General features: G+C 62.9%; 22 protein-coding genes. 12 read left to right on the forward strand and 10 right to left on the reverse strand.

What is annotated here, in order from left to right; translation table 11 throughout:
* Positions 1–158 precede the first annotated feature (158 nt).
* The 6 genes from LNV09_RS09020 (at position 159) to LNV09_RS09045 (ending at position 6,472) form a co-directional block, all read left to right on the forward strand.
* The gene (locus tag LNV09_RS09020) at positions 159–2,462 is read left to right on the forward strand and encodes a pectate lyase family protein (protein ID WP_263556742.1); all 2,304 of its coding nucleotides are present in this window, start codon (positions 159–161) and stop codon (positions 2,460–2,462) included.
* A 25-nt stretch (positions 2,463–2,487) separates the two neighbouring features.
* Positions 2,488–3,258, forward strand: a complete 771-nt coding sequence (locus LNV09_RS09025) for a hypothetical protein (RefSeq protein ID WP_263556743.1) — start codon at positions 2,488–2,490, stop codon at positions 3,256–3,258.
* Between the two features lie 66 nt (positions 3,259–3,324).
* Positions 3,325–4,167, forward strand: coding sequence for a PEP-CTERM sorting domain-containing protein (locus tag LNV09_RS09030; protein WP_263556744.1), 843 nt, complete (start codon positions 3,325–3,327; stop codon positions 4,165–4,167).
* A gap of 57 nt (positions 4,168–4,224) precedes the next feature.
* Entirely contained in the window at positions 4,225–5,418 is a 1,194-nt protein-coding gene (locus tag LNV09_RS09035; RefSeq protein ID WP_263556745.1) for a pectate lyase family protein, read from the forward strand.
* Positions 5,415–5,978 carry a PEP-CTERM sorting domain-containing protein gene (locus LNV09_RS09040; RefSeq protein WP_263556746.1) on the forward strand — a complete coding sequence of 188 codons (564 nt, stop codon included), beginning with the start codon at positions 5,415–5,417 and terminating at the stop codon, positions 5,976–5,978. The genes LNV09_RS09035 and LNV09_RS09040 overlap by 4 nt, the downstream gene beginning before the upstream one ends.
* Entirely contained in the window at positions 5,960–6,472 is a 513-nt protein-coding gene (locus LNV09_RS09045; protein ID WP_263556747.1) for a YgjV family protein, read from the forward strand. The genes LNV09_RS09040 and LNV09_RS09045 overlap by 19 nt, the downstream gene beginning before the upstream one ends.
* Here LNV09_RS09045 and pelA read toward each other — a convergent pair.
* From pelA to LNV09_RS09095, 10 genes are all read right to left on the reverse strand, one after another.
* Positions 6,377–7,774: a pectate lyase gene (pelA, locus tag LNV09_RS09050; RefSeq protein ID WP_263556748.1), complete on the reverse strand. Its 1,398-nt coding sequence runs from the start codon at positions 7,772–7,774 to the stop codon at positions 6,377–6,379. The two genes, LNV09_RS09045 and pelA, sit on opposite strands and share 96 nt — an antisense overlap.
* A gap of 37 nt (positions 7,775–7,811) precedes the next feature.
* Positions 7,812–8,234, reverse strand: coding sequence for a transporter substrate-binding domain-containing protein (locus tag LNV09_RS09055; RefSeq protein ID WP_263556749.1), 423 nt, complete (start codon positions 8,232–8,234; stop codon positions 7,812–7,814).
* Positions 8,182–8,643 (reverse strand): hypothetical protein, encoded by a 462-nt coding sequence (locus LNV09_RS09060; RefSeq protein ID WP_263556750.1) that lies wholly within the window; start codon positions 8,641–8,643, stop codon positions 8,182–8,184. The genes LNV09_RS09055 and LNV09_RS09060 overlap by 53 nt, the downstream gene beginning before the upstream one ends.
* 76 nt (positions 8,644–8,719) lie before the next feature.
* Entirely contained in the window at positions 8,720–9,589 is an 870-nt protein-coding gene (locus LNV09_RS09065; protein ID WP_263556751.1) for a fumarylacetoacetate hydrolase family protein, read from the reverse strand.
* 41 nt (positions 9,590–9,630) lie between these two features.
* Positions 9,631–11,112: a pectate lyase family protein gene (locus tag LNV09_RS09070; protein ID WP_263556752.1), complete on the reverse strand. Its 1,482-nt coding sequence runs from the start codon at positions 11,110–11,112 to the stop codon at positions 9,631–9,633.
* Entirely contained in the window at positions 11,109–12,095 is a 987-nt protein-coding gene (locus LNV09_RS09075) for a sugar kinase (protein WP_263556753.1), read from the reverse strand. Before LNV09_RS09075 ends, LNV09_RS09070 begins: the two co-directional genes overlap by 4 nt.
* A 107-nt stretch (positions 12,096–12,202) precedes the next feature.
* Positions 12,203–13,642, reverse strand: coding sequence for an aldehyde dehydrogenase family protein (locus LNV09_RS09080; RefSeq protein WP_263556754.1), 1,440 nt, complete (start codon positions 13,640–13,642; stop codon positions 12,203–12,205).
* A gap of 13 nt (positions 13,643–13,655) precedes the next feature.
* On the reverse strand, positions 13,656–14,990 hold the full coding sequence (gene gudD, locus LNV09_RS09085) for a glucarate dehydratase (protein ID WP_263556755.1): 1,335 nt from the start codon (positions 14,988–14,990) through the stop codon (positions 13,656–13,658).
* A 54-nt stretch (positions 14,991–15,044) separates the two neighbouring features.
* The gene (gene kdgD, locus LNV09_RS09090; RefSeq protein WP_263556756.1) at positions 15,045–15,956 is read right to left on the reverse strand and encodes a 5-dehydro-4-deoxyglucarate dehydratase; all 912 of its coding nucleotides are present in this window, start codon (positions 15,954–15,956) and stop codon (positions 15,045–15,047) included.
* Positions 15,957–16,241: 285 nt separating this feature from the next.
* On the reverse strand, positions 16,242–17,012 hold the full coding sequence (locus LNV09_RS09095; protein WP_263556757.1) for a FadR/GntR family transcriptional regulator: 771 nt from the start codon (positions 17,010–17,012) through the stop codon (positions 16,242–16,244).
* Between the two features lie 153 nt (positions 17,013–17,165).
* Here LNV09_RS09095 and LNV09_RS09100 point away from each other — a divergent pair, with 153 nt between their 5' ends.
* The 6 genes from LNV09_RS09100 to LNV09_RS09125 all read left to right on the forward strand — a co-directional run bounded on the left by LNV09_RS09100 (position 17,166) and on the right by LNV09_RS09125 (position 23,169).
* Entirely contained in the window at positions 17,166–18,035 is an 870-nt protein-coding gene (locus LNV09_RS09100) for an NAD-dependent epimerase/dehydratase family protein (protein ID WP_263556758.1), read from the forward strand.
* Complete coding sequence (locus LNV09_RS09105) at positions 18,032–19,012, forward strand: SMP-30/gluconolactonase/LRE family protein (RefSeq protein ID WP_263556759.1); 981 nt, start codon at positions 18,032–18,034, stop codon at positions 19,010–19,012. Before LNV09_RS09100 ends, LNV09_RS09105 begins: the two co-directional genes overlap by 4 nt.
* Before the next feature lie 46 nt (positions 19,013–19,058).
* Positions 19,059–20,036, forward strand: a complete 978-nt coding sequence (locus LNV09_RS09110) for a TRAP transporter substrate-binding protein (RefSeq protein ID WP_263556760.1) — start codon at positions 19,059–19,061, stop codon at positions 20,034–20,036.
* Positions 20,037–20,146: 110 nt separating this feature from the next.
* Positions 20,147–20,635 carry a TRAP transporter small permease gene (locus LNV09_RS09115; RefSeq protein ID WP_263533996.1) on the forward strand — a complete coding sequence of 163 codons (489 nt, stop codon included), beginning with the start codon at positions 20,147–20,149 and terminating at the stop codon, positions 20,633–20,635.
* On the forward strand, positions 20,626–21,909 hold the full coding sequence (locus tag LNV09_RS09120) for a TRAP transporter large permease (RefSeq protein ID WP_263556761.1): 1,284 nt from the start codon (positions 20,626–20,628) through the stop codon (positions 21,907–21,909). The genes LNV09_RS09115 and LNV09_RS09120 overlap by 10 nt, the downstream gene beginning before the upstream one ends.
* A gap of 165 nt (positions 21,910–22,074) precedes the next feature.
* The gene (locus LNV09_RS09125; RefSeq protein WP_263556762.1) at positions 22,075–23,169 is read left to right on the forward strand and encodes a porin; all 1,095 of its coding nucleotides are present in this window, start codon (positions 22,075–22,077) and stop codon (positions 23,167–23,169) included.
* The last annotated feature ends 23 nt before the right edge of the window (positions 23,170–23,192 follow it).

The following is a 23,192-nucleotide window of genomic DNA, read 5'->3' on the forward strand; positions in this document are numbered from 1 at the left end:
TACCGCCGATGTAAATCGGTACTTGATTGGGCTGCCGCATGGTGGGCCGAATCGGTAGAGGACTGCAGGGCACGCAATAACCGCCAGAAAAACGAGACACGTCGGCGTGATCAGCGAGGCCATGACCTCTTTGACTTGACCGGCGTAGGAGACAAAACGTGACCCGACTATCCAATCTGCGGCGCCAGCGCATGCCTGCCTTCACCCGCTCGCTGCTGGCCTCCTCGATCGCCCTGGGATTGCTCGCCTGTGGCGGTGGCAATGACAGCGCAAGTCAATCCAGCACGCTGGCCAGTGCCAATGACAGCATGTCTAAGGCCCTGGCGGCCCGCGCCAATCGGCCGCCAGCGCCGGCACCGGCACCCGCGCCAGTGATCTACGCCATCAGCCTGACCGACACCACCGCGCCACTGCTGTTCGACATTGGCGACCGCACCTACTCCGCCGCCGTCGCCATCGACGGCAAACACAAGCCCGAAAACTACCGCGCCGCGCCCAAGCTGCCGGACTGGCAATTCGCTACGGTTGACCCGACCGGCGGCGCCCTGACGTTTGAGCGCGAAACAGCCCCCGACATTGGCTGGCATGGCTATTCGCGCAAGGGCAAGCTGCTGGTAAGCGGTGGAGCCTCGGCCGCCGCCAATCGCGTTTACACGGTCTTCAACAAGGAGCAATTGCTGGCGGCCTTGCGGGAGGCCAAGAACGAGCCCAAGATCATCCGCATCGTCGGTCATATCGACTTCCGCTGGAGCCAAGGCAACACGGTATTTCAAGAGTACACCAGCTATCTTGACCAAAAGCACGGGGGCTCGCTTTCCATTCCGTCCAACACCACGCTGGTGGGCATCAATGATGCGAATGGCCGCCCGGCCCGCATCAGCGGCACGACGCTGCTGATCGGAATCGAAGCGGCGACCACGGCGGCAGGCAGCGAGGCCGACTTCAAGAAATGGGTCGCCGACGGCAAGGACCCGGAAACATTTCCGACCTGGACGCGCAACATCATCTTGCGCAATCTGCGCATCGACACGCCCTGGGACGTCAACCCCGAGGACAGCGCCAATGCCTACGCCGACGGCATGACCATCACCCGCGGCCAGTACATCTGGATTGACCATGTGTCGATCAGCGACGGCGACACGCCCGACTCGCTGGCCAGCGACACCCGCCATGACGGCGCGCTCGACATCGTGCGCGGCTCCGACTATGTGACGCTGTCGAACAACTACTTCACCAAGCATCACAAGACCACCCTGGTCGGCAATGGCGACTCGGGTCGCGCCTGGAGCGATGCAGGCCGCCTGCATGTGACCTTCACCGGCAACTGGTGGGACAGCCCGGCCAGCCGACTGCCGCTGGTGCGCTTCGGCCAGGTCCATCTGTACAACAACCTGATCAGCGGCAGCACCACCACTGACGACCCGGACATGAAGTACGAGGGCGGCCTGGACGTGCGCTACCAATCCGACGTGATTTCGGAAAACAATTTCTATGACTTCACCGGGCTGAAGCCGAAGGAGATCTGCGGCAAGCTGGCCGGCGGCAAGGATGCCTTCAGCTTTCGCAGCTCGGGCCACCGCTTCATCAGCGACAAGGACGATCTGGGCAAGCCGATGACGGCCATCATCGACGTCGAGTTGCAGGGCTGCGAAGGACTGCCCGTGGCGCAGAAATGGGTGCCGCCCTATGCCTACACCTTGCGCGCCGCCGACCCGCTGCGCGCAAGTCTCAGGCTGAGCGCTGGCGCCGGCCGCATCGGCATGTTTGCCAGCGCCGCGCCGCCACCAGCCCCCTCGCCGGCGCCTTCACCGGCCCCAACACCTGCACCCACGCCGGCACCAGCGCCCGCCCCAACACCCACTCCACCGCCCGGCGGCGACTGCAGCACGGCGCTGCCCTGCACCGCCGGCAATGGCGAGCTGCTGATGAGCAGCGCCGTCACCGCCAGCGTGCCGCCGGTCAGCTATGTGGCGACGACCGACACCTACACCGTCAGCGGCGCGGGCAAGGTCGACAACAGCAACAGCTATAACTTCAAGTTCCGCTACACCACGCTGAGCGGGGATTTCACCTTCACCGCACGCATCCTCAAGCAGGGCGGCGCAAGCTCGTCGGCGCGTGCCGGCATCGTCGCCAGCGCCGGCACCTCAGGCACACCGGCCTATGCCTGGACCGCCCGCTACGCGAATACCGGCGAGATCCGCGCCGCCATAAACGGTAACGCCAAGAACACGCTGACCGGTTTCGCCACTTCGACGCCGCCGGTCTGGGTGCGCGTGCAGCGCATCGGCAGCACCGTCTACTCAGCCGCCTCCAGCAACGGCGTGAACTGGGTGCAGACCAGCAATCTGAGCAGCAGCGCGGCCGAGATGCAGGTCGGCCTGGCTGTGTCCTCGGGCAGCAATACGGCGGTGGTCAGCGCCGATTTCGACCAGGTCAGCATAGTCGGCGGCGGCCGCTGAACACCAACAAGCACGAGACCATCCCATGAAAATACTCATCACCCTTCTGCTGGCACTGCCCCATCTCGCCGGCGCCACCGCGCTCAATAGCGTTGACTACACAACACTCAACGGCACCTCGGTCAGCTTCAACGAACTGGGCGCCGACGGCCTACTCGACGGCCTGCTCAGCAGCGGCGGCATGCAGTTCGGCGAGCGCTTTGCCGGCCAGGAACTCAGCGTCACCAAGGCACCGCGCCCCGGCGAGATCGCGCAGGACTGGTTCGACGACCTCAGCTTCGGCCTGCCCAGCCCTGGCCTGCTGCTGCAGGCGGGCGCCAGCGGCGCCAATCTGGGCGTTTATGACTACGGCGACGCCCGCGCCCAAGCGCTGGCCGGCATCGGCCCGCAGAACACCGACGGCAGCGACGCTTTTGGCCTGGGTGCCATCTCGGCCCGCTTCAGCAGCGGCCAACAGGCGATCGGCTTTCAGCTGCGCGACGCCAATGGCGGCAGCGCACTGTTGAGCCTGTACCGCGCCGACGGCAGCCTGATCCAGTCCCTCCATCTTGGACCCGTGGCCGATCAGAGTTATGCCTTCGCACGCAGCGGCGGCGAGGCCGACATTGCCGGCTTCTCGCTGACCAATGTGGACAGCTATTACGGCGTCGCCATAGACAACCTGGTCTACGGCAGCGTCAGCGCCGTCCCGGAACCGCGCTCGGCCTGGACGCTGTTGATCGGCCTGCTGAGCTTGGGCTTGGGCGCCGCAACCCAGCGCAGATTTCCCTCCTTCTCTACCGCCCGCCAAGCTTGAGAAGTTCTTTCTGGCGACCCCAAGCCGGCAGCCGCCGGCGAATCATCAAAGCAACGGAGACTTGAAATGAAGCATCAAATCATCAAACTGGCCAGCACAGTAGCCCTCAGCCTGGGCGCCCTCGCCTCGGCCCAAGCCACCAGCCTGAGCAACGGCGACTTTGCCTTCACCGGCATCAATGGCAACACCACGCTGGGCGGCTGGTCCTTTGTGACCTTCACCGATATCGCAGCAGGAACAAGGATCTTCTTCACCGACACCAATGTGCTGCAGACTACGGTCGCGGCCGGCGTCTTCTCCGCCACCGCCGAGACTTTCTGGTCCTGGACGGCCAGCGCCGATGTGGCCGCGGGCACTTCGGTTGCGCTGCTCGGCACCGGCGTGTCGGGGGCCTACGCTGCCAAGTCGGGCGCGGCCGGCGGCAGCGCCAATGGCACGGTCACCAACCACAACGGCGCCACCTCCAACATCTCCAGCAGCGGCGACATCCTGTATGCCTTCCAGGCCGCCAGCTACGCCACCAACTACCAAGCCGCCGACATCACCTTCCTCGGTGCAGCATCAAACCGAACCACGCCTTACGCGAGCTCCGACAACCCCTTTGCGGCCACCGGCCTGAGCGGCATACAGGTGCGGGAGTACCGAATCAATAACAGCACCGCGACCCGCTACAGCCAGTTCAGCGCCCAGATCAGCACCAACGACACACCGTTCAGCAGCATGGCAGAGCTGAAAACCGCGCTGGCCGATAACGCCAACTGGACCACGGTCTCGGCGTCCAACACGATTCCGGTGGTGTCAGACGTTCTGGCCGTCACAGCCGCCGTGCCCGAGCCGCAAAGCTACGCACTGCTGCTGGCCGGGCTGGCCGCCATTGGCGCTGTTGCCCGCCGCCGCCGCCCAGCCTAAACCCACCGAACAGCCCCGGCGGCCGCCCGGGGCTGTCAGCAGGAAAGAGAGCCCACCATGCCCATGATCAAGCCCCTCCCACGCCTTGCTGCCCTGCTCGCCAGCTTGGCCAGCTTTGTCGCATACGCCGCTCCGACCACCTTCGAGCTGGAGCCTGGCCCCGGCTGGGCCAGCCAGGCCGGCGGCACCAGCGGCGGCGCCGCAGCGGCCGCGGCCGACATCTACACGGTCAGCAACCGCGCCCAACTGGTTGCGGCGCTGGCCGTGCCCCGCCCCAAGATCATCCGCGTGCGAGGCTTGATCGACGCCTCGGAAGGTCGCCCGTTCACCGACCACAACGACCAGCGCCTGCGTGGCCAAATCGATGTCAGCGCCAACACCACCTTGATCGGCCTGGGGACGAACGCCAAGCTGATCAATGGATGGTTCTATTTGAAGAAGGTCAACAACGTCATTCTGCGCAATATCAGCATCCAGAACCCCTGCGATGTGCTGCCGGTCTGGGACCCCAGCGATGGCGCGGCAGGCAACTGGAATTCCGAGTGGGACGGCATGACGATTGAAACCAGCAGCCATGTCTGGGTTGATCATATGACCTTCACCGATGGCGACCTGACCGACGACCTGTTGCCGATCGAGAACGGCAAAACCAAGCAATGCCATGACGGGGCTTTGGACATCAAGAAGGCCTCCGATTACGTCACTGTCTCGAACAGCGTTTTCGAGAACCACAACAAGAACAGCCTGATCGGCTCGTCCGACAGCAACACCGGCGACAACGGTCACCAGACCATCACCTTCAACAACAATTTGTTCCGCCAGATCGGCCAGCGCGCACCGCGCGTGCGCTTCGCCATGCTGCACAGCTATAACAATCTATTTACAGGCAGCAAGGCGCACCCGGTCTACCCCCATTCCTACAGCATTGGCGTCGGCTACCTGGCCAAGATTTACTCGCAGAACAATGTCTTCGCCATTGCCGGCGCCGCCAGCTGCTTCGATGTCATCCACAATCCGGCCAGCCTGAAAGGCGACATTCTCGACAACGGCAGCAGCATCAACGGCGTCGCATTGGACCCGGCGCAATGTCTGAATACCGGCAGCATGGGAAATAACGTCACTTGGATGATTCCCTACAGCTACAGCTTGCTGCCGACCGCGCAAGTCACCAAGAAGGTCATGGTCAACGCCGGCGCGGGCCGCATGGCTGCACCGAGCACCATCAGCAGAAGCATTCGGGAGCAACCATGAAGATTCTCAATGCATTGCGCTTGAGCCTCGGCGCCTTGACGATGCCCGCACTCGCCCTTGGCGCGGCGCATGCTGCCACGCTCAGCATAGACGTTAGCAATACGGCGAGCTTTGACGCTTTGGGCGCCAGCGCCAACACCGTCATCACTCGCAGCGTCGCCCCAAATTCGATGATCAACAGCCTCGAATGGAATGTATCGCTGAGCGCCTTCGGCGACAGCTGGTTGCAGGACATGCGCGTGCGCATCGGCAATTCAGCCGGGGACGGCATCACCTTGACCCTGGACTCTCTGCAAGAGCCTGGCACCAAGAGCTATATCGGCTCGGCTGATCTGAACGCCTTGGGCTTTGCCTTCCAGCTCGCTGGCGACGGGCTGCTGCGGCTGGAGTTTTATGAAGACTATGACGATGTCACCGGTGTCGCGGACGGCCAATGGAACTCTGGCACGCTCAGCTTCGCCGGCATTTCCGCGGTACCGGAGCCCAACAGCTATGGCTTGTTGGCAGTGGGTCTGCTGGCCCTCGGGCACAATGCCCGCCGATGCCGCAACTCCCAATAAGCAACCCATTCGAGCCCGCTCAGCTTTTCGGTTATGCGGCCTTTGCTCTGGGCGTGGCCTGTTTTGCGGAGACCGACGACAGGCGTTTCAAGATCTTCATGGCCTTGGAGTGCTTGAGCTACGCCCTGCATTTCAGCCTGCTTGGCCAACCCACAGCCGTGGCCAGCAGCCTGGTTTCCCTGGGCCGTTCGGTGGCAGCAATTCGCAGTCGCTCGCCTTGGGTCGCAGGGTTCTTCATTGCACTCAGTCTGAGCCTGGGCGCCCGGCTGCAAACCGGATGGCTCTCGCTGCTGCCGATAGCCGCATCCTGCATAGGCACGACGGCGCTGTTTTTTCTCAAAGGCATGCAGATGCGCTTGCTGATGCTGGTAGGCACGCTGCTCTGGCTCGCCAACAACCTATGGGTCGGCTCGATCGGAGGCAGCCTGTTGGAGGCGACCATCGCTGCGACGAATATCATGACTCTGCTGCGCCTGCGGCGGCGCACAGCATGACTTGAGCCACTCGGCATAGGCCGCGAGCGCCTTGGCCGGCCCCGTGCCGTACCAGGCGTAGCCATTGCGGCGCTCCAGGCTGATGTCGTCCACGTCATCGTGCAAGCTCTTGTCACGGTCACCGAACACCGGTTTCAAGGTCTGAATGTCGTAATACCGCGCCCAGAGCTGAGCAGCGCCGGCACGTGGCCGCAGGCGTCGGCCCTGCGCTTCGTCGACCTTGCCCCACACCATGCCCTCGATGGCTATTGCACGCAAGGCGGCAATGCCGGCCTCGACGGCCTGAACCACGGCCGGCGAAGGTTGCGGCAAGCTCATCAAGTAAATCAATACCTGCGCGCTCTCTGCGCTGCTCAAGGCGGCGGGTTCATAGTTGCGGGCAGACACCGGCGCCAAGCTCAGGGCATCGTATTGCTGTGCCCACAGCAGCTTGCGGCCGTGGGCGCTAACCTGCGTCGCCAGCAGACTCTCGATCGCCCGGCGCTCCGCCAGCGCGGCTTGCTCTTGCACGCGCTGGGGCAGACCATGAAACCCCTGCTCGCCGCGCGCCACCGCCCCCATCAACTCGGCCACCGCAACCATCGCGTTATCGTTCAAGGTGATGGCGTCGTGATAACCCCCTTGCAAGGGCCAGACCTGGGGCCAGGCGCCATTGGGGAACTGCGCGCTGAACAAATAGCTCAGACCCTTGAGCAAGCTTTGGCGAAAAGCTGCCGCCTGCTCCGGCGGCAATTGCGCCGCGACCTTGGCCAGGAAGCGAATTTCGGTCACGGTGGCATCGTTGTCTATGGTGCCCACATAGCTCCAGTGAGGCTCCATCGCTTGGTCAAAATCGCCCGGCGTCGGGTGCTTGGAATTGCTATTGGCCACATAGTCCTGGCCCGGCAGGCGCACCGGGCGATCACGCGGCTGGTTCTTGCCCCAGCCGCCGGCGGGTGTTTGAAAGCTGACGATATTGTTGGCCACGAGCAAGGCCTGGGCCGAGCCGTACCAGGCCGCCGGCTGATTCAGCGGCATGCTCTTTTCGCTATTGCCCCCATCAGGGCCGGCTGGCGTGGCTGCACTGCCCGCACGCTCGGCCGCCAACGCGGCCTTGTCGGCGGCGCGTTGCTGGGCTGAGTGTTCCAGATATTGGCCCCAAGCCCGCCGCAGATCGGCCGATTCGAGCTCGCCCAGACGCTCGGGCGTCAGCGGCACGACCGGGGCGTTGACACCAATCACGGCGGATTGAACTGCGCAGGCGAGGCCCAGCAACAGCGCTGCAGTCCAGCGCGAACGGGATGAGGGGAATGTGATGCTCACTGCTATTCGCTTTCCTTGGGGTGGCTGAAGTGCGGGCCTAACGCGAAAATTCATTCAAGTCGAAGTCATACTTTTTGCAATCGAAGTCAATGCCCATCACCGCTGCATTGCTCAGTTTGATGACCCGGCGCTTACGCGGCTCCGCCGCTTCAATGCTCTGGCGAAAATGCAGCTTGAACAAGTTCAACAGCGAACCATCGGCATAGGCCCGTTTGAGCCCTAACTCCACGCGCTGACGGGCGGCCTGATTGTCTTTGTGGGTATAGAGAAACTGCGGCATCGGATAGCTCAGCATGAAGCTGTGGTCCAACACCAGCTCGGGATGGGCTTGCATTTCGCCCGCCACATCATTGATGCCGCGGCACAGCAGATCAAACCTGTCTTTGCTGAGCATGGCGAACAGGCTTTCATACGAAGGCACCTCCGCCACCTCGAAGCCATTGCTGCGCAGCACATTCACGTCTTGCCAACCCGCTCCCTGGCCGATGCTCAATTTTTTTGAGCTCAGCCACGCTCTCCACATTGGCAACCACCGCACGCGCGGCCGGCGCGACAAAACAGACGCGGTAGCCGACAACGCCCAGATGCAAAGGGAAGCGCACATAGTCGAGCCCTTCCTTGGCGAAGGCCTCATCAAAGGACAAGACCGCAAAGAAGTTGGGATGCATATTGCTCTTGGCGACCCGGATATTGCGCACCTTGTTCATGCGGTCTTGCTGCTCGAAGCGGTAGCCGCCATGGCTGGACACCGTCTTGTCGAGTGCTAAGCGCAACAGGTCGGTCGTGTAGTCAAGCCGACGATCGTTATCGCTCTCCGGCGAGCGATAGCTGACCACCAGACCGTCCGCATAGACCGGGCTCAAGGTCATCAGCACCAGGCACAGCAACTGAAGGGACGAACGGAGCCAACATCGGGCCATCACAAGCGCGTCAGGCCCCCTCCTCTCAGACATGCGGCATCTGCGGATCGCCGGGCGCCACGCAGCGCTGCTCCTGCACGCCCAGGCCCTGAATGCCCAGGCTCATGCGGTCCCCGGCCTTGAGGAACCAAGGCTCGGGTTTCTGGCCCAAGCCGACCCCGGGTGGTGTGCCCGTGCTGATCACGTCGCCGGGCTGCAAGGTCATGAAGCGGCTGATATAGCTGACCAAGGCGGCGATGCCGAAAGCCAATTGCCGGGTCGAACTGTTTTGCACGCGCTGCCCATTGACCTCCAACCATAGGCTCAGGTCTTGCGGATCGGCGATTTCATCGCCCGTCACCAACCAGGGGCCAATCGGCGCGAAGGTATCGCAGCCCTTGCCCTTGTCCCATTGGCCGCTGCGCTCGAGCTGGAATTCCCGCTCGGAAATGTCGTTGACGATGGTGTAGCCAGCCACATGGGCCAGCGCCTGGGCTTCGCTGACGTCGCGGACGGTACTGCCGATCACCACGCCCAGTTCGACTTCCCAGTCCGTCTTGCGCGAGCCGCGCGGAATGATCACTTCGTCAAAAGGCCCGCAGATCGCGCTGCTGGGCTTCAAGAACAAGACCGGCTCGGGCGGCAAGGCCAGCCCGGCCTCGGCCGCATGGTCGGCGTAATTGAGGCCGACGCAGACAATCTTGCCGGTGCCGCCAAACGGCGTGCCGTGGCGCTGGTCCAAGGGCACCAGCGGCAATCTGTCCACATCCAGCAAGGCCAAAGCGGCCAAGGTTCGCGGGCTCAGCTGCGCCGGGCCAATATCACTCAGCAGCATGGACAGGTCGCGGCGCTGGCCGTCCGACCCCAAGATGCCCGGTTTCTCCTGACCGGCTGCGCCCCAGCGTAAAAGTTTCATCTCGTTGACTCCGAATATATGGGCCTTGGGATGACCCAAGCTTAATGGGATGCGACGAGCTGGAAGAGCGAGCCCCAACCGGCTTTCGGGCTCATGTCCTGCAGCTGCCATTCGGCCGGATTGAAGGCCTTGCTGGTCGGCGCATAACGCGGATATCCGTGGGCATTATCCAGCTCCGAATCGATGATCTTGCCGCGACTCTCGGCAACGTCGGAGAGCAGCTTGAAGTCGATGGGGTCGCGGTCCCAGGGCCGCGCGCCTGCGGCCAGCGGCAGCTCGCGCTCAAGTTTTTGCACCGGGAAGACCTGGATATCGTCCGGCAGATAGGGCTTGCCCGCCTGCAATATGCGCGCCTGGCTGGCCGTGTAGAGGCCGGTCTGGGCGAGCGGCTTGCCGACATCATCAACCGCCAGGTTGTCTTGCAAAAACAGTTCCACATCGCCGACGCCGCCGAGCGCGAACAGCGGCGTGTTGGGCTTGCTGTCCGGCCCTTGGCGGTAGACATTGCCGACCAGCGTGACCCAGCCGGTTTGCGGCTCTCGGCCAACCCATTCATGTGCAACCAGGTTGTAGTGCACAGCCTTGGCGCCGGGGTTGTAGATCAGATTGTTGACCATGGCCGCGCGCACGCCGCCCTTGAACAAGGCATTGCGCTCCTGATTCGAGGCATAGATATTGGCGTAGAGCAGGATGCCATTGGCATTGTCGTGAATCAGGCTGCCCTTGGAATGTTCACCCTTGTTGTGGACCGAATTGGCCAGGCCTTCATAGATCAGGTTGTAGCTGTAGGTGATCGCATGCGAGGTGTTGCGCCGCCATTCTTCGGGCTTAGCACCCTCAAAGCGCGGACCACTGGCCGACAGGTTTTCGTCGGTCGCCCATGAAAAGCTGCAGTGGTCGACGATCACATGGTGGGCGCCGCCCGGCGCCCCTACCGTACCAATGCCGTCTTGATCAGAGCCGCTGCGCTTGGCGCGGCCGAACTCGCCGGGCCGAATCATCAAGTGCTGGATGATCACCTGGTGAGTGGCGATATTGGTTTGCCCTTTGATGATGGTGATGCCGGGCTTGGGCGCGGTCTGGCCCGCCACGGTCAAATAGGGGTGGCGAATGGTGAGGTTCTTGCCGCCCATATCGATCACGCCGCCGACCTCGAAGACAACGATGCGCGGCCCCTCGGCCTCGACCGCCTCCCGGTAGGAGCCCGGCCCCGATTCCTTCAGATTGCGCACGCGGATGATCCGGCCGCCCTGCCCGCCCACCGTGCCTGCGGCCCAACCGAGGATGTCGTAGCTGGCGGGGTTGAGCTGCGCCAAGACGCGCAAGGCTCCCGGCGCTGCGTCGGCTGCGGGCAGCGCCAAGGTCTGAGATGCGGAAGCAGGCTTGCTGGCGGGCTCACTCATTGGCGGCGAAGCGACCGTCATCAAGACGGCGGCACCCAGGCCAATACCAACGGTGAGGCTGATCAGCTTGCTCAGGCCCTGGCTTTTGGACGGCCGGTTTCGATAGGTGGGAGGTGTCATAGCTGAGGCGCCTGTGGAGCGATCAAGGGTTCATGCAACAAATCGGCCATCAACTCGGGCGCGATCAAGGCGCCGCGGTGCTGTATCACCCGTGCCGCCAGGCGATTGCCGAAGCGGGCCGCCTCCAAGGCCGAAGCGCCCACAAGGCGGCGGCTCAGATAGCCGGCCGCGAAGGAGTCGCCGGCGGCCGTGGTGTCCACCACCTTGGGCACATGCTCGGTGGCCGCTTGCTGCCAGCCCAGCTCGATCGCATCCGGCGCACGCACCAAGGTCGCCGCCATGCCGCGCTTGATCACCAACTCGGGCGGCGCCAGCGCTTGCGCGGCGGCCACACCCGCCTCCAGCGTGGGCAGGCCGAACAGCGCTTGATGATCGTCCGCCGTCACCAAGGCGATGCTGGCCAGCTCAAACGCCTGCATGAAAGCGGCTTGCGCTTCGGCCACATCCCGCCACAGGCGCGGCCGGTAGTTGTTGTCGAACACCACCATTTGGCCGCGCTCACGCATCGCTTGCATCAACATCAACAGCCGCTGACGCCCGCCGGGCGGCAATATCGCCAAGCTGATGCCGCTCAGATAGAGCGCGTCCCAGCGATACAGGCCTTGCTCCAGCGCCGTGATGCCATCATCGAACAGGGCTTTGGCGGCGCTGGTGTCGCGCCAATAGTTGAAGCGGCGCTCGCCCTGCGCGTCGACTTCGATCATGTAGAGCCCCGGCATGCGGCCGGGAATGCGCCGCACCAAATCGGTCTCGATGCCGGCCGCAGCCCAGCGCTCCAGCATGCCGCTGCTCAGGCTGTCGTCACCCAAAGCGGTGGCGTAATGGCTGCGAACACCGGCCGCGGCGCCGCAGCGCGCCAGATAGACCGCCGTGTTGAGGGTGTCTCCGCCGTAGCTCTGCTGCATCGCGCCAAAGGCCTGGCCTTGCAACTCCAGCATGCACTCCCCCACCAGGGCCACCTGCATCGTTCTACTTGTTTTCATCGTGTACCTGATATTTTGAAACGGTGTTTCTTTATTTTATATCTATCAAGTGGAAATTCGGAACAGCAAACACCCTGATACAGCGAGGCAGGCTTGCTGAGGCTTGTTCAGGGCAGCGTATAGGCCGTCTTCACCACCGTGTAGAACTCGGCGGCGTAGCGGCCCTGCTCGCGCGAGCCGTAGCTGCTGCCCTTGCGCCCGCCAAAGGGCACGTGGTAGTCGACACCCGCCGTGGGCAGATTGACCATCACCATGCCGGCTTGTGAATGGCGTTTGAAATGCGTGGCATGTTTGAGCGAGCGGGTGACGATGCCTGCGGCCAGGCCAAACGGCGTGTCATTGGCGAGCGCCAAAGCATGTTCGTAGTCGCGCGCCGTCTGCACGCTCACCACCGGGCCGAAGACCTCCTCGCGATTGATGCGCATCTCGGGCGAAGTCTCGGTGATCAAGGCCGGCCGCAAGTAAAAGCCGGGCTGCCCTTGGTCGTTCTCGGCCAAGGCCTCGCCGCCAAAGGCCAGACTGGCCCCTTGCTGCTGCGCAATGCGGACATAGTCGAGGTCTTGATTGAGCTGCGTCTGATCGACCACGGGGCCAATGTCGATGCCGGCCTGGCGGGCGTTACCCACCTTCAGCGTCTTCATCTTCTCGACCATGGCCGCGACGAAGCGCTGCTGCAGGCCCTCGCTGACGATCACGCGGGAAGAAGCCGTGCAGCGCTGGCCGGTTGAGTAAAAGCCACTTTGCACCGCGCAATTGACCGCCACATCCAGATCGGCGTCATCCAGCACGACCAGCGGGTTTTTCCCGCCCATCTCGAGCTGGAACTTGGCCATGCGCGCCACACAAGCCGCTGCCACTTTCTGCCCGGTGCCGACCGAGCCGGTGAACGTCACTGCCGAAACACGCGCATCTTCGAGCAGCACGGCGCCCACTTCGGAGCCACGCCCCATCACGAGATTGAACACCCCTTGCGGCAGCCCGCTGCGCGAGAGGATTTCGGCCAAGGCCCAGGCCGAACCCGGCACCAGATCGGCCGGCTTGAAAACCACGCAATTGCCATAGGCCAGGGCCGGGGCGATCTTCCAGGCCGGTATGGCGATAGGGAAATTCCAGGGCGTGATGATGCCGATCACGCCGAGCGCCTCGCGCGTGATCTCGACCCCAACGCCGGGCCGCACCGAGGGCAATTGCTCGCCGCCCGGGCGCAAGGCCTCGCCGGCAAAGAACTTGAAGATATGGCCGGCCCGCGTCACTTCGCCCACCGCTTCGGGCAACGTCTTGCCTTCCTCGCGCGCCAGCAAATCACCGATCTCAGTGCGCCGGGCGAGGATCTCGCTGCCCACGGCATCGAGGATGTCAAAGCGTTGTTGAGGCGTCGACAAGCTCCAGGCCGGGAACGCCGCCTCGGCGCTAGCGACGGCAAGCCTGGCCTGGGCGGCATCGGCTTGCGCGTATTCGCCCACCAAGTCACGCGTGTCCGAGGGGTTGATATTGCGCGACACGCGCGCGCCGTCCAGCCATTCGCCGGCAATGAAATTCTTGAACATGGGAATTGCCTTTTTATCGGTCCAGGGCGGGCCGCTTGGGATTGAAATTCCAGCCGGGCAGCAGGTATTGCATGGCCATGCTGTCGTCGCGCGCGACGAGGCCATGTTGAAGATAGAGCTGGTGCGCTTTCTCGACCTCGACCATGTCCAGGCTCACGCCCAGACCCGGCTGTTTGGGCACTTGCACATGGCCGCCCACGATTTGCAGCGGCTGCTGGGTCAGGCGCTGGCCGTCTTGCCATATCCAATGGGTGTCGATGGCAGTCACCCGACCGGGCGCCGCCGCCGCCACATGGGTGAACATGGCGAGCGAAACATCGAAATGATTATTCGAATGCGAACCCCAAGTCAGGCCCCAGTCGCGGCAGGTTTGCGCCACTCGGACCGAGCCGGCCATGGTCCAGAAATGCGGGTCGGCCAAGGGGATGTCTACCGCCTGCAAGGCCAGGGCATGGCTGAGTTGACGCCAGTCCGTGGCGACCATATTGGTGGCCGTGGGCAAGCCGGTAGCGCGGCGGAATTCGGCCATCACCTCGCGGCCGGAATAGCCGTCTTCGGCGCCGCAAGGATCTTCGGCATAAGCCAGAACGCCGCGCATATCGCGCATCAGGCGTATCGCATCCTTGAGCAGCCAGCCTCCATTCGGGTCCAGCGTGACGCGGGCCTGAGGGAAGCGTTCGTGCAGCGCGCACACCGCCTCGACCTCCTGCTCGCCGCGCAGCACGCCGCCCTTGAGTTTGAAGTCATTGAAGCCATAGCGTTCGCGCGCCGCCTCGGCCAAGCGCACGATGGCCTCGGCGTCCAGCGCTTTTTCATGCCGCCGCCGCAGCCAGTTATCGCTGGCACCGGCTTCACTGCGGTAGGGCAAATCGGTGTGCGAGCGGTCGCCGATGAAGAACAGATAACCCAGCATTTCCACGGCCTCGCGCTGCTGACCCTCGCCCAAAAGCGCGGCCACCGGCACATTCAGATGCTGGCCCAGCAAATCCAGCAGAGCCGACTCGATCGCAGTGACCGCATGGATGGTGGTGCGCAGATCAAAGGTCTGCAGGCCACGCCCGCCGCTGTCGCGGTCGGCAAAGCATTGCTGCACGCTCGCCATCAGGCGCTGCTGCGAGCCCAGTGGCTGGCCGACGATGAGCTCGCGCGCATCCTCCAGCGTGCGACGAATCAGCTCGCCGCCCGGCACCTCGCCGACGCCGGTGCGGCCGTCGCTGTCGGTCAGGATCAACAGATTGCGGGTGAAGAAGGGCCCATGGGCACCGCTCAAATTGAGCAGCATGCTGTCGTGGCCGGCAACCGGGATCACCCGCAGGCCGGTGATGACGGGGGTGGCTGACAGACTCATTTCAATGCTCCGGCAGCCCGCGACGGGCTCGCCCTGTGGCGCAGCGCTTGCAATTTACTGCGCGCCGAGCTTGGCGATCAAGGCGCGCAACTGCTCGACCTCGGCCGGCAGCAGGTCCGATAAGGGCGGGCGCACCGGGCCGGCGCCATGGCCGACCAGCGTCGCGCCGGCCTTGACGATGGACACCGCGTAGCCCTCACCCTGATTGCGCAAGGCGATATAGGGCAAGAAGAAGTCGCGGATCAATTGATCGCAAGTGGCGGTGTCGCCGGCGGCGTGAGCGCGGTAGAAGTCCATTGCCGTTTTCGGAATGAAGTTGAACACCGCTGACGAATAGACCGGGCAGCCCATCGCCTTGTAGGCGCCGGCAAATACTTCGGCCGTTGGCAAGCCCCCCAGATAGGCAAAGCGCTCTCCCAATGTCTGACGGATGGCAACGAACTTCTCGATATCACCGACGCCGTCTTTGAAACCAACCAAGTTGGGGCAACGCTCGGCCAGCACCATCAAGCTGGCCGGCGTCAGGCGGCAGGCGCCGCGGTTATAGACAATCACGCCGATCTTCACGCTCTTGCAAACCGCCTCGACATGATTGATCAAGCCGGCCTGACTGCCTTCGGTCAGGTAATGCGGCAATAGCAAAATGCCCTGCGCGCCCAGCGCTTCGGCTTCTTGCGCATATTTGATCGCCAGCGTCGTGCCGCCGCCGGCGCCGGCCACGATGGGCGTGCGGCCGCGGCAGGTATCCAGCGCGACCTTGATCACCTGTGCATATTCCTGCAGCTCCAGCGAGAAGAACTCGCCGGTGCCGCCGGCCGCGAACAAGACCGTCGCGCCATAGGGCTGCAGCCATTCCAGCCGCTCGGCATAAGGTTTGGGCGCAAAGTTCAAGGCGCTGTCAAAGTCGGTCAAAGGGAAGGACAGCAGGCCGGATTGAAGAACGGACTTGAGATCTTGGGGCGACATGAAAGGGGATGCTCCTGTGGCTGCAAATTGATGGGGTGGCAGACATCGGGCAGCGCCGACGATCGCCTGATTCGAGCACCGATCAGCACCCTACTTGTACGTCATCATACAACTCAAGATAAATCAGTCAACAAGAAAATGCGGCGCTCAAAGCCCTATTCCACCCAAGATTCAGCCAAGCCTCAGCACAGCTCAGGCCAAGCCCAACCTGGGCAGCAGGCCTGTTGCCAGCCTTGCCGAGGCGACCAGAACATTCGCCGCTCAAATAATCGAGCGCCGCCCGCTTCAATCAGCGGCGGCCTCCTGCGCACGCCGCAAGCGCTCACGACTGTTCGACAAATGGGTGCGCATGGCAGCCCTTGCCGCCTCCGAATCTTTGCTGGCAATCGCATTGACGATGCTCTCATGCTCGACATGCACGCGGCGCAAATAGTCACGCCTGTCTTCGCCGGCAAAGCCCGCCGTGTTGATGCGGTTGCGCGGGATCAGCATGGCCCCCAAATAAGTCATCAGATCGACGAAGTGCACATTCTGCGTGGCCCGCGCGATTTCCATATGCAACTGGAAGTCGGCCGCCACCGCATCGGTCTTTTCCTCGATGGCCACGGCAAACGCGGCCAAACTGGCCTGCATCACCCGAAGGTTCTCATCACTGCGCCGCTGGGCCGCCAAACCGGCCGCCTCAGCCTCCAAGCCGATGCGCAATTCCAGCACCGCGATCACTTCACGCAGCGTCGCCAACTGTTCCGGCGCGATTCGAAAGTTGGCCCGCTCACCCACACTCATCACAAAGGTGCCGATGCCGTGCCGCGTCTCCACCAAGCCCGCTGCCTGCAGCTTGGACAGCGCCTCCCGCACCACCGTGCGACTGACCCCGAACTCGGCCATGATGGCCGCCTCGGTCGGCAGCCGCTCACCCACCTTGAGCAGACCTTCGCGGATGCGCAGGCCAAAAGCATCGACCAATGCGACAGCAAGATTGCGCGGGCGACGCAAAGCCCCGGCGGGGGCGATGTTGGCCAAAGCCCCAGGCGGGGCGGTCTTCGCATTCGGCATGTTTAAGGGAATTCCCTGTGATTAAGCTTCTTGACACCCTTGATCGAGTCAGCGAACATCGCTCAAGTTGTACGACAACCGATGACAAACATCATCCGTGGTCGAACTCTATCAAATCCAGTCGGCAAATCCAAACCCAACGCAGCTTTATTCATGAGTGACTTTCGGCCCTTCACCGCCCACCCGCCTGGCCCGTCCAATGAACGACTACAGCGACTGCAACGCTTGCTGCTGACCGGTGCTGCCGGCACGCTGGGTCGTATGCTGCGCCCACGCCTGCAGGCCAGCTGCGAGTTGTTGCTGCTGTCGGACCGCATCAGCTGCGGCGAGATCGGGGCCCATGAGAACGAGCAGATCTGCGACCTCGCCGATCGGGCAGCCATGCTGGCCTTGCTGCAAGGCGTTGACGGCGTGGTTCATCTGGGCGGCGTGTCGGTAGAAAACCCCTTCGAACAAGTGGCGGCCAGCAATCTGCACGGCGTCTTCAACTTGTATGAGGCCGCGCGCTTGAGCGGCTGCAAGCGCATCGTCTTTGCCAGCTCCAATCACACCATAGGCTGCTACGAGCAGGGTCAGCCCCTGAGCGTCAGCGACAAGCCCAGGCCTGACGGCTACTACGGCGTGTCCAAGCTGTTCGGCGAAAACATGGCCCAGCTGTACTGGGATCGCTACGGCATCGAGACGGTCTCTTTGCGCATAGGCACGGCCACGCCCGAGCCCGAAGACCGCCGCGCGCTGTCCACCTGGCTCAGCCCGAACGATCTCGAGCGCTTGGTGCGGGCGGCGCTATTCGCGCCCGACGTGGGCTGCCTGACCGTCTACGGCGTCTCGGCCAATAGCGAGCGCTGGTGGAGCGCCGAGGGCTGGGACAAGATCGGCTACGCGCCGCAAGACAATGCCGAGGCCTGGCGCGAGCGCGTGCAAGGCATCGACTTTGCCGCCGGCTCGCCGATGGCCCGCTTGCAGGGCGGGCGCTTCCTCGGTCTTGGGCCTTTTGAGCCCCAGGCCCAGCCCCAGCCATGAGCCACGTCGAGCTGTGGTGGGATGGCGGCGCGGCCTTGGCCGAAAGCCCGCTTTGGTGCGCTGAGCAGGCCTGTTTCTATTGGGTCGACATCTCGGGCCAGCGCATCTGGCGTCACGATGGCTCGGCCCGGCCGGCCCAAAACTGGCAGCTGGATCAAGCGGTCGGCTGCATCGCCTTGCGGGCGGGTGGCGGCTTGGTGGCGGCGCTGCAGGACGGCGTTTACGCCCTCGAACTCGGCGCGGCGGCACGGCCTCAAATGACGCTGCTAGCCGCCGCCTTGCATGGCAAAGGCTTGCGCTTCAACGATGGCCGCTGTGACCGCCAGGGGCGCTTCTGGGTCGGCAGCATGCATGAGGATCCGGAAGCAATTGAACGACTGCCACTCGGTCGCTTGGCCCGGCTGGCTGCCCCTTCACAAGAAAGGGATGGGCCGCCCCGACCATTCTTGACCCCCTCGGGGGGCGGACGACGTAGGTCGTCGGCCTGGGGGCCCTCAGAAAGCACAGGCTGTTGGGCACCAGCCTTGCGGGAAGCGATGCTGGTGCCTAACGGCCTGGCCTTCAGCCCCAGCGGCGACAAGCTCTATTTCAGCGACTCGGCCCCCACCGTCGCCAAGGTCTGGGTCTGCGATTACGACCCGGCCAGCGGCCAAGCCGCCGATCCGCGGGTCTTCATCGATCGCCTCATAACCGGCCGACCCGACGGCGCAGCCGTCGACGTCGAAGGCTGCTACTGGATTTGTGCCAATGACGGCGCCGCCGTGCTGCGCTACACACCGACCGGGCAACTCGACCGCCGGATTGAGCTGCCCGTCGCCAAACCCACCATGTGCGCCTTCGGCGGCGCCGACATGGCCACCCTTCTGATCACGTCGATGCGCCCTGCCGGCGCCGGCGTGCAAGCAACTCTGGCGGGCGCATTGTTTGCGCTGCGGCCCGGAGTGACAGGATTGCCCGAAACGCCCTACGCGGATTGATGGCGCCATTCTCAAAAAAACACTCAAAAAATCGAACGGAGACCGTATGAAACTCAAAGCGAAATTGTTGGCCAAATTGCTACCCGGACTGATGCTTGGCGCCAGCCTGAGTGCCCAAGCGACCGACTTCCGCTCCACCGATATCCATCCTGACGGCTATCCCACCGTGGACGCCGTCAAGTTCATGGGCCAGGAGCTGAGCAAGCTTAGCAACGGCCGCCACAGCATCAAGGTTTTCAACAACAGCGCCCTGGGCGCCGAGAAGGACACCATCGAGCAGGCCAAGATCGGCGCAATCGCGATGACACGCGTGAACATCGCACCGATGAACAATATCTGCGCGCCCACCGTGGTGCCGACCATGCCGTTCTTGTTCCGCTCCAAGGAACATATGCGCGCAGTGCTGGACGGCCCAATTGGTGAAGAGATTCTGAAGAGCTGCGAAGCGCAGGGCTTTATCGGCTTGGCCTTTTACGACAGCGGCGCCCGTTCGATTTACACCGTCAAGAAACCCATCAAGAGCCTGGCCGACGCCAAGGGCTTGAAGGTGCGCGTGCAGCAATCCGACCTCTGGGTTTCGCTGCTGGAGGCCATGGGTGCCAACGCCACACCGATGCCTTTCGGTGAGGTCTACACGGCCTTGAAAACCGGCTTGGTCGATGCGGCGGAGAACAACTACCCCTCGTATGAAAGCTCGCGCCACTTCGAAGTCGCCAAGTACTACTCGAAGACCGAGCATTCGATGGCGCCGGAGATGCTGCTGTTCTCCAAAAAGATCTGGGACGGCTTGAGCGCCGAGGACCAAAAAGCGCTGCGTCAAGCCGCCAAGAACTCGGTGCCCTTTATGCGCAAGCTCTGGGATGAACGCGAAGAGAAGTCCCTCGCCACGGTCAAGGCCGGCGGAGCCCAGATCATCGAGGTCGACAAGGCCAGCTTCCAGGCCGTGATGAAACCCGTCTACGACAAATTCATCACCGATGCCAAGCTGAAGGATCTGGTCAAACGGATTCAAGAAACCAAATGAGCCAGGGCCGCTGCCCGCCCGGCCTTGTGGTTGATGGCCGGGCGGGTGACTTGTGCTCGCATTGATTTCATCTGTGCGTCGGGCCGCGCCCCGACCGAACCGGAAACACCATGTTGACCAAATTTTGTGCGGCCATCGCCAAGGCCTGCTTGCGCCTGGGCGTGTTCGGCTTGTTGCTGCTGCTGCTGGCCGTGAGCTACCAGGTATTCGGCCGTTATGTGATGAACAACACGCCCACCTGGGCGGAAAGCCTGGCCTTGTTGCTGGTGCTCTACGTGACGATGCTGGGTTGCGCGGTCGGTGTGCGCGACGCCGGGCATATCGGCATGGAGCTGCTTGACGGCCTGCTGCCCAACAACTGGCGTCGTCCGCTAGAGATCCTGATCCATTTGCTGACCATGCTGTTCGGCGGCCTGATGGCCTGGAACTGCGCCGAGATGCTGCTCTCCGTGCGCAGCTATTTGATCCCCACTTTGGGCGTTTCAGAGTCCTTGCGCTATGTGCCCATGGTGTTGGCCGGACTGCTGATCATGCTTTTTTCTTTTGAACATATCGTCGCCTTGCAGCGCGGCGAAGAGGTGAAGCCCGCATGGCACTGACTATCCTTTGTATCGCCTTCTTCGGCCTGCTCGTTCTGGGCGTGCCGGTGGCCTTTGCGATTGGCCTGTCGGCACTCGCGACGATTCTGTATGAAGGTTTGCCGATGGCGGTCATCTTCCAGCAGATGACCTCGGGCATGAATGTGTTCTCCTTCTTGGCGATCCCCTTCTTCATCTTTGCCGGCGAGTTGATGCTTTACGGCGGCATCGCCGACAAGATCGTCGATTTCGCCCGCGCCTTGGTTGGCCATGTGCGCGGCGGCTTGGGCATGTCCAATGTGGTCGCTTGCACCTTGTTCGGCGGCGTTTCGGGCAGCCCGGTGGCCGATGTGTCGGCCATGGGCGCGGTGATGATTCCGATGATGAAGAAGGAAGGCTATGGCGCCGACTACGCCGTCAACGTCACCACCCATGCCGCGCTGGTCGGGGCCTTGATGCCGACCAGCCACAACATGATCATTTACTCGCTGGCGGCCGGCGGCAAGGTCTCGATCGCCAAACTGATTCTGGCCGGTCTGATTCCAGCCCTGGTGTTGACGATCTGCAATCTGGTTGCCGCCTACACCGTGGCCGTCAAGCGCGGCTATCCGGCGGGCAGCTTTCCCGGTTGGGCCATCGTGGCGCGTTGCTTCGCGGCCGCCTTGCCGGGCTTGTTCGTCGTCGTGCTGATCCTGGGCGGCATCATGTCCGGCGTCTTCACGGCCACCGAATCGGCCGCCGTGGCGGTGCTGTATGCCTTGTTCTTGTGCGTGGTGATCTACCGCTCGCTCAAACTGGAGCAGTTCGTCAAAGCGGCGGCCAAGGCGGTCAAGACGACCGGCGTGGTGCTGCTGCTGATCGGCATTTCATCGGCCTTCGGCTACATCATCAGCCTCTACGAAGTGGCCGACCTGACCGGCCGCGCACTGACCAATTTCAGCTCTAGCCCCTGGGTGATATTCCTGCTGGTCAATCTGATTCTTTTCGTGCTGGGCACCTTCCTGGACATGGCCGCCACCATCCTGGTCTGCACACCGATCTTTCTACCCATTTGCATGAAATACGGCATGGGCGAAATCCAGTTCGGCATCGTCATGCTGATCAACTGCGCTTTGGGCCTGAACACGCCGCCGGTCGGCACCACGCAGGTGGTCGGTTGCGCCATCGGCGGGGTGTCGGTCGGTACGGTGATGAAGACCATCTGGCCCTTCTACGGCGCCTTGATCGCCGCACTGATGCTGGTGACCTTTGTGCCAGCGTTCTCGCTGTGGCTGCCCGGCGTCGTTTTTCCCTGATTTTTGGGAACCTGATCTTCGGCGCCATGCCGCGCCCAAGTCTGCTCCGCTGTCCCGACCATGGCCATGGCCGGGACGCATGCCGGAATTCGTCCTGCCGACGCTGACCCGTGCTGATTTGCCCGGCCGTTTCGAATTTCCTACATCTATAACGGAGACATCACCATGAAAATAGACTCTCTTGGCTACGCGGCCATGCTGCTATGTGCAGGCGCGGCTCAGGCCCAGTCTTCCAACGTCGTGCTCTATGGTCTGCTGGACGTCAACGTCAGCAACTATGACAGCGGCGCCAAGGCCAATGCCGGCAACCTAACTTTGGTTCAGGACGGTACCGTCAACGGCCTCAATGGTTCGCGCTGGGGCATGCGCGTCACGGAAGACCTCGGCAATGATCTCAAAGCGGGCGTCATCATGGAAGGCGGTTTGCTGGCCGACACCGGCGCGCTGGCCCAGGGCGGGCGGGCCTTTGGTCGGCAAGTCTTTGTGTCGCTGACATCGGCCAGCCTGGGCGAACTGCGTATGGGGCGCCAGTACATCTTGGAAGACAGCGTGATGGGTTTGAGCAATCCCTTCGTCAACGCGCTGACCTTGAACCAGGGCACAGCGGTCACGAATATGGGCAAGAGCCTGCCGTTTTGGCTGAATGCACCGCGGGCCGACAACGTCGTTCAATACGCTACCCCGACCTGGGCCGGCTTTACCGGCACGGTACAGATTGCCCCTGGCGAAGCCACCGCCGACCGCTTCCACGGGTTGAAGGCCGCCTACACCCTGGGCAACTTCAATTCGGCGCTGTCCTATGAATGGAACAAGTCGCGCAGCAGCGGCGCCGACACCAACAAGTCCTTGACGCTGGCCGCCAACTACAACTTCGGCCTGTTCAAGCTGCTGGGCGGCTACCAAAAGAATGATGAGCTGACGACCACCAGCGGCAATGGCGCTGCGGCCGGTATCGGCCTGACCGTGACCGGCCCGGACGGCGTCTTTAGCGCCGACGCCATCAAGGGCTACACCATTGGCGTTGAAGTTCCCTTGGGCGATTTTCTATTGGGCAGCAACTACTCCAGCGTAGAGTACAGCGGCGTCGCCGCGAACAAGACCGGCAAGAGCGCCAGCTTGGGCAAGCTGGGCTTTGGCGTCAAATATGGTTTCTCGAAGAACACCTTTTTGTATTCCAGCATCTCCTTTGCCAGCGGCGATCTGCAGGAGTACATCTCGCAGGAACGCGTGATGCAAGTCGGCTTGCGCAAGTCGTTCTGAACCCAGCGCCCCAGGTCAAACTG

Origin of the sequence: Paucibacter sp. B2R-40, from assembly GCF_025717555.1 — a bacterium.
GTDB lineage: Bacteria > Pseudomonadota > Gammaproteobacteria > Burkholderiales > Burkholderiaceae_C > Paucibacter_A.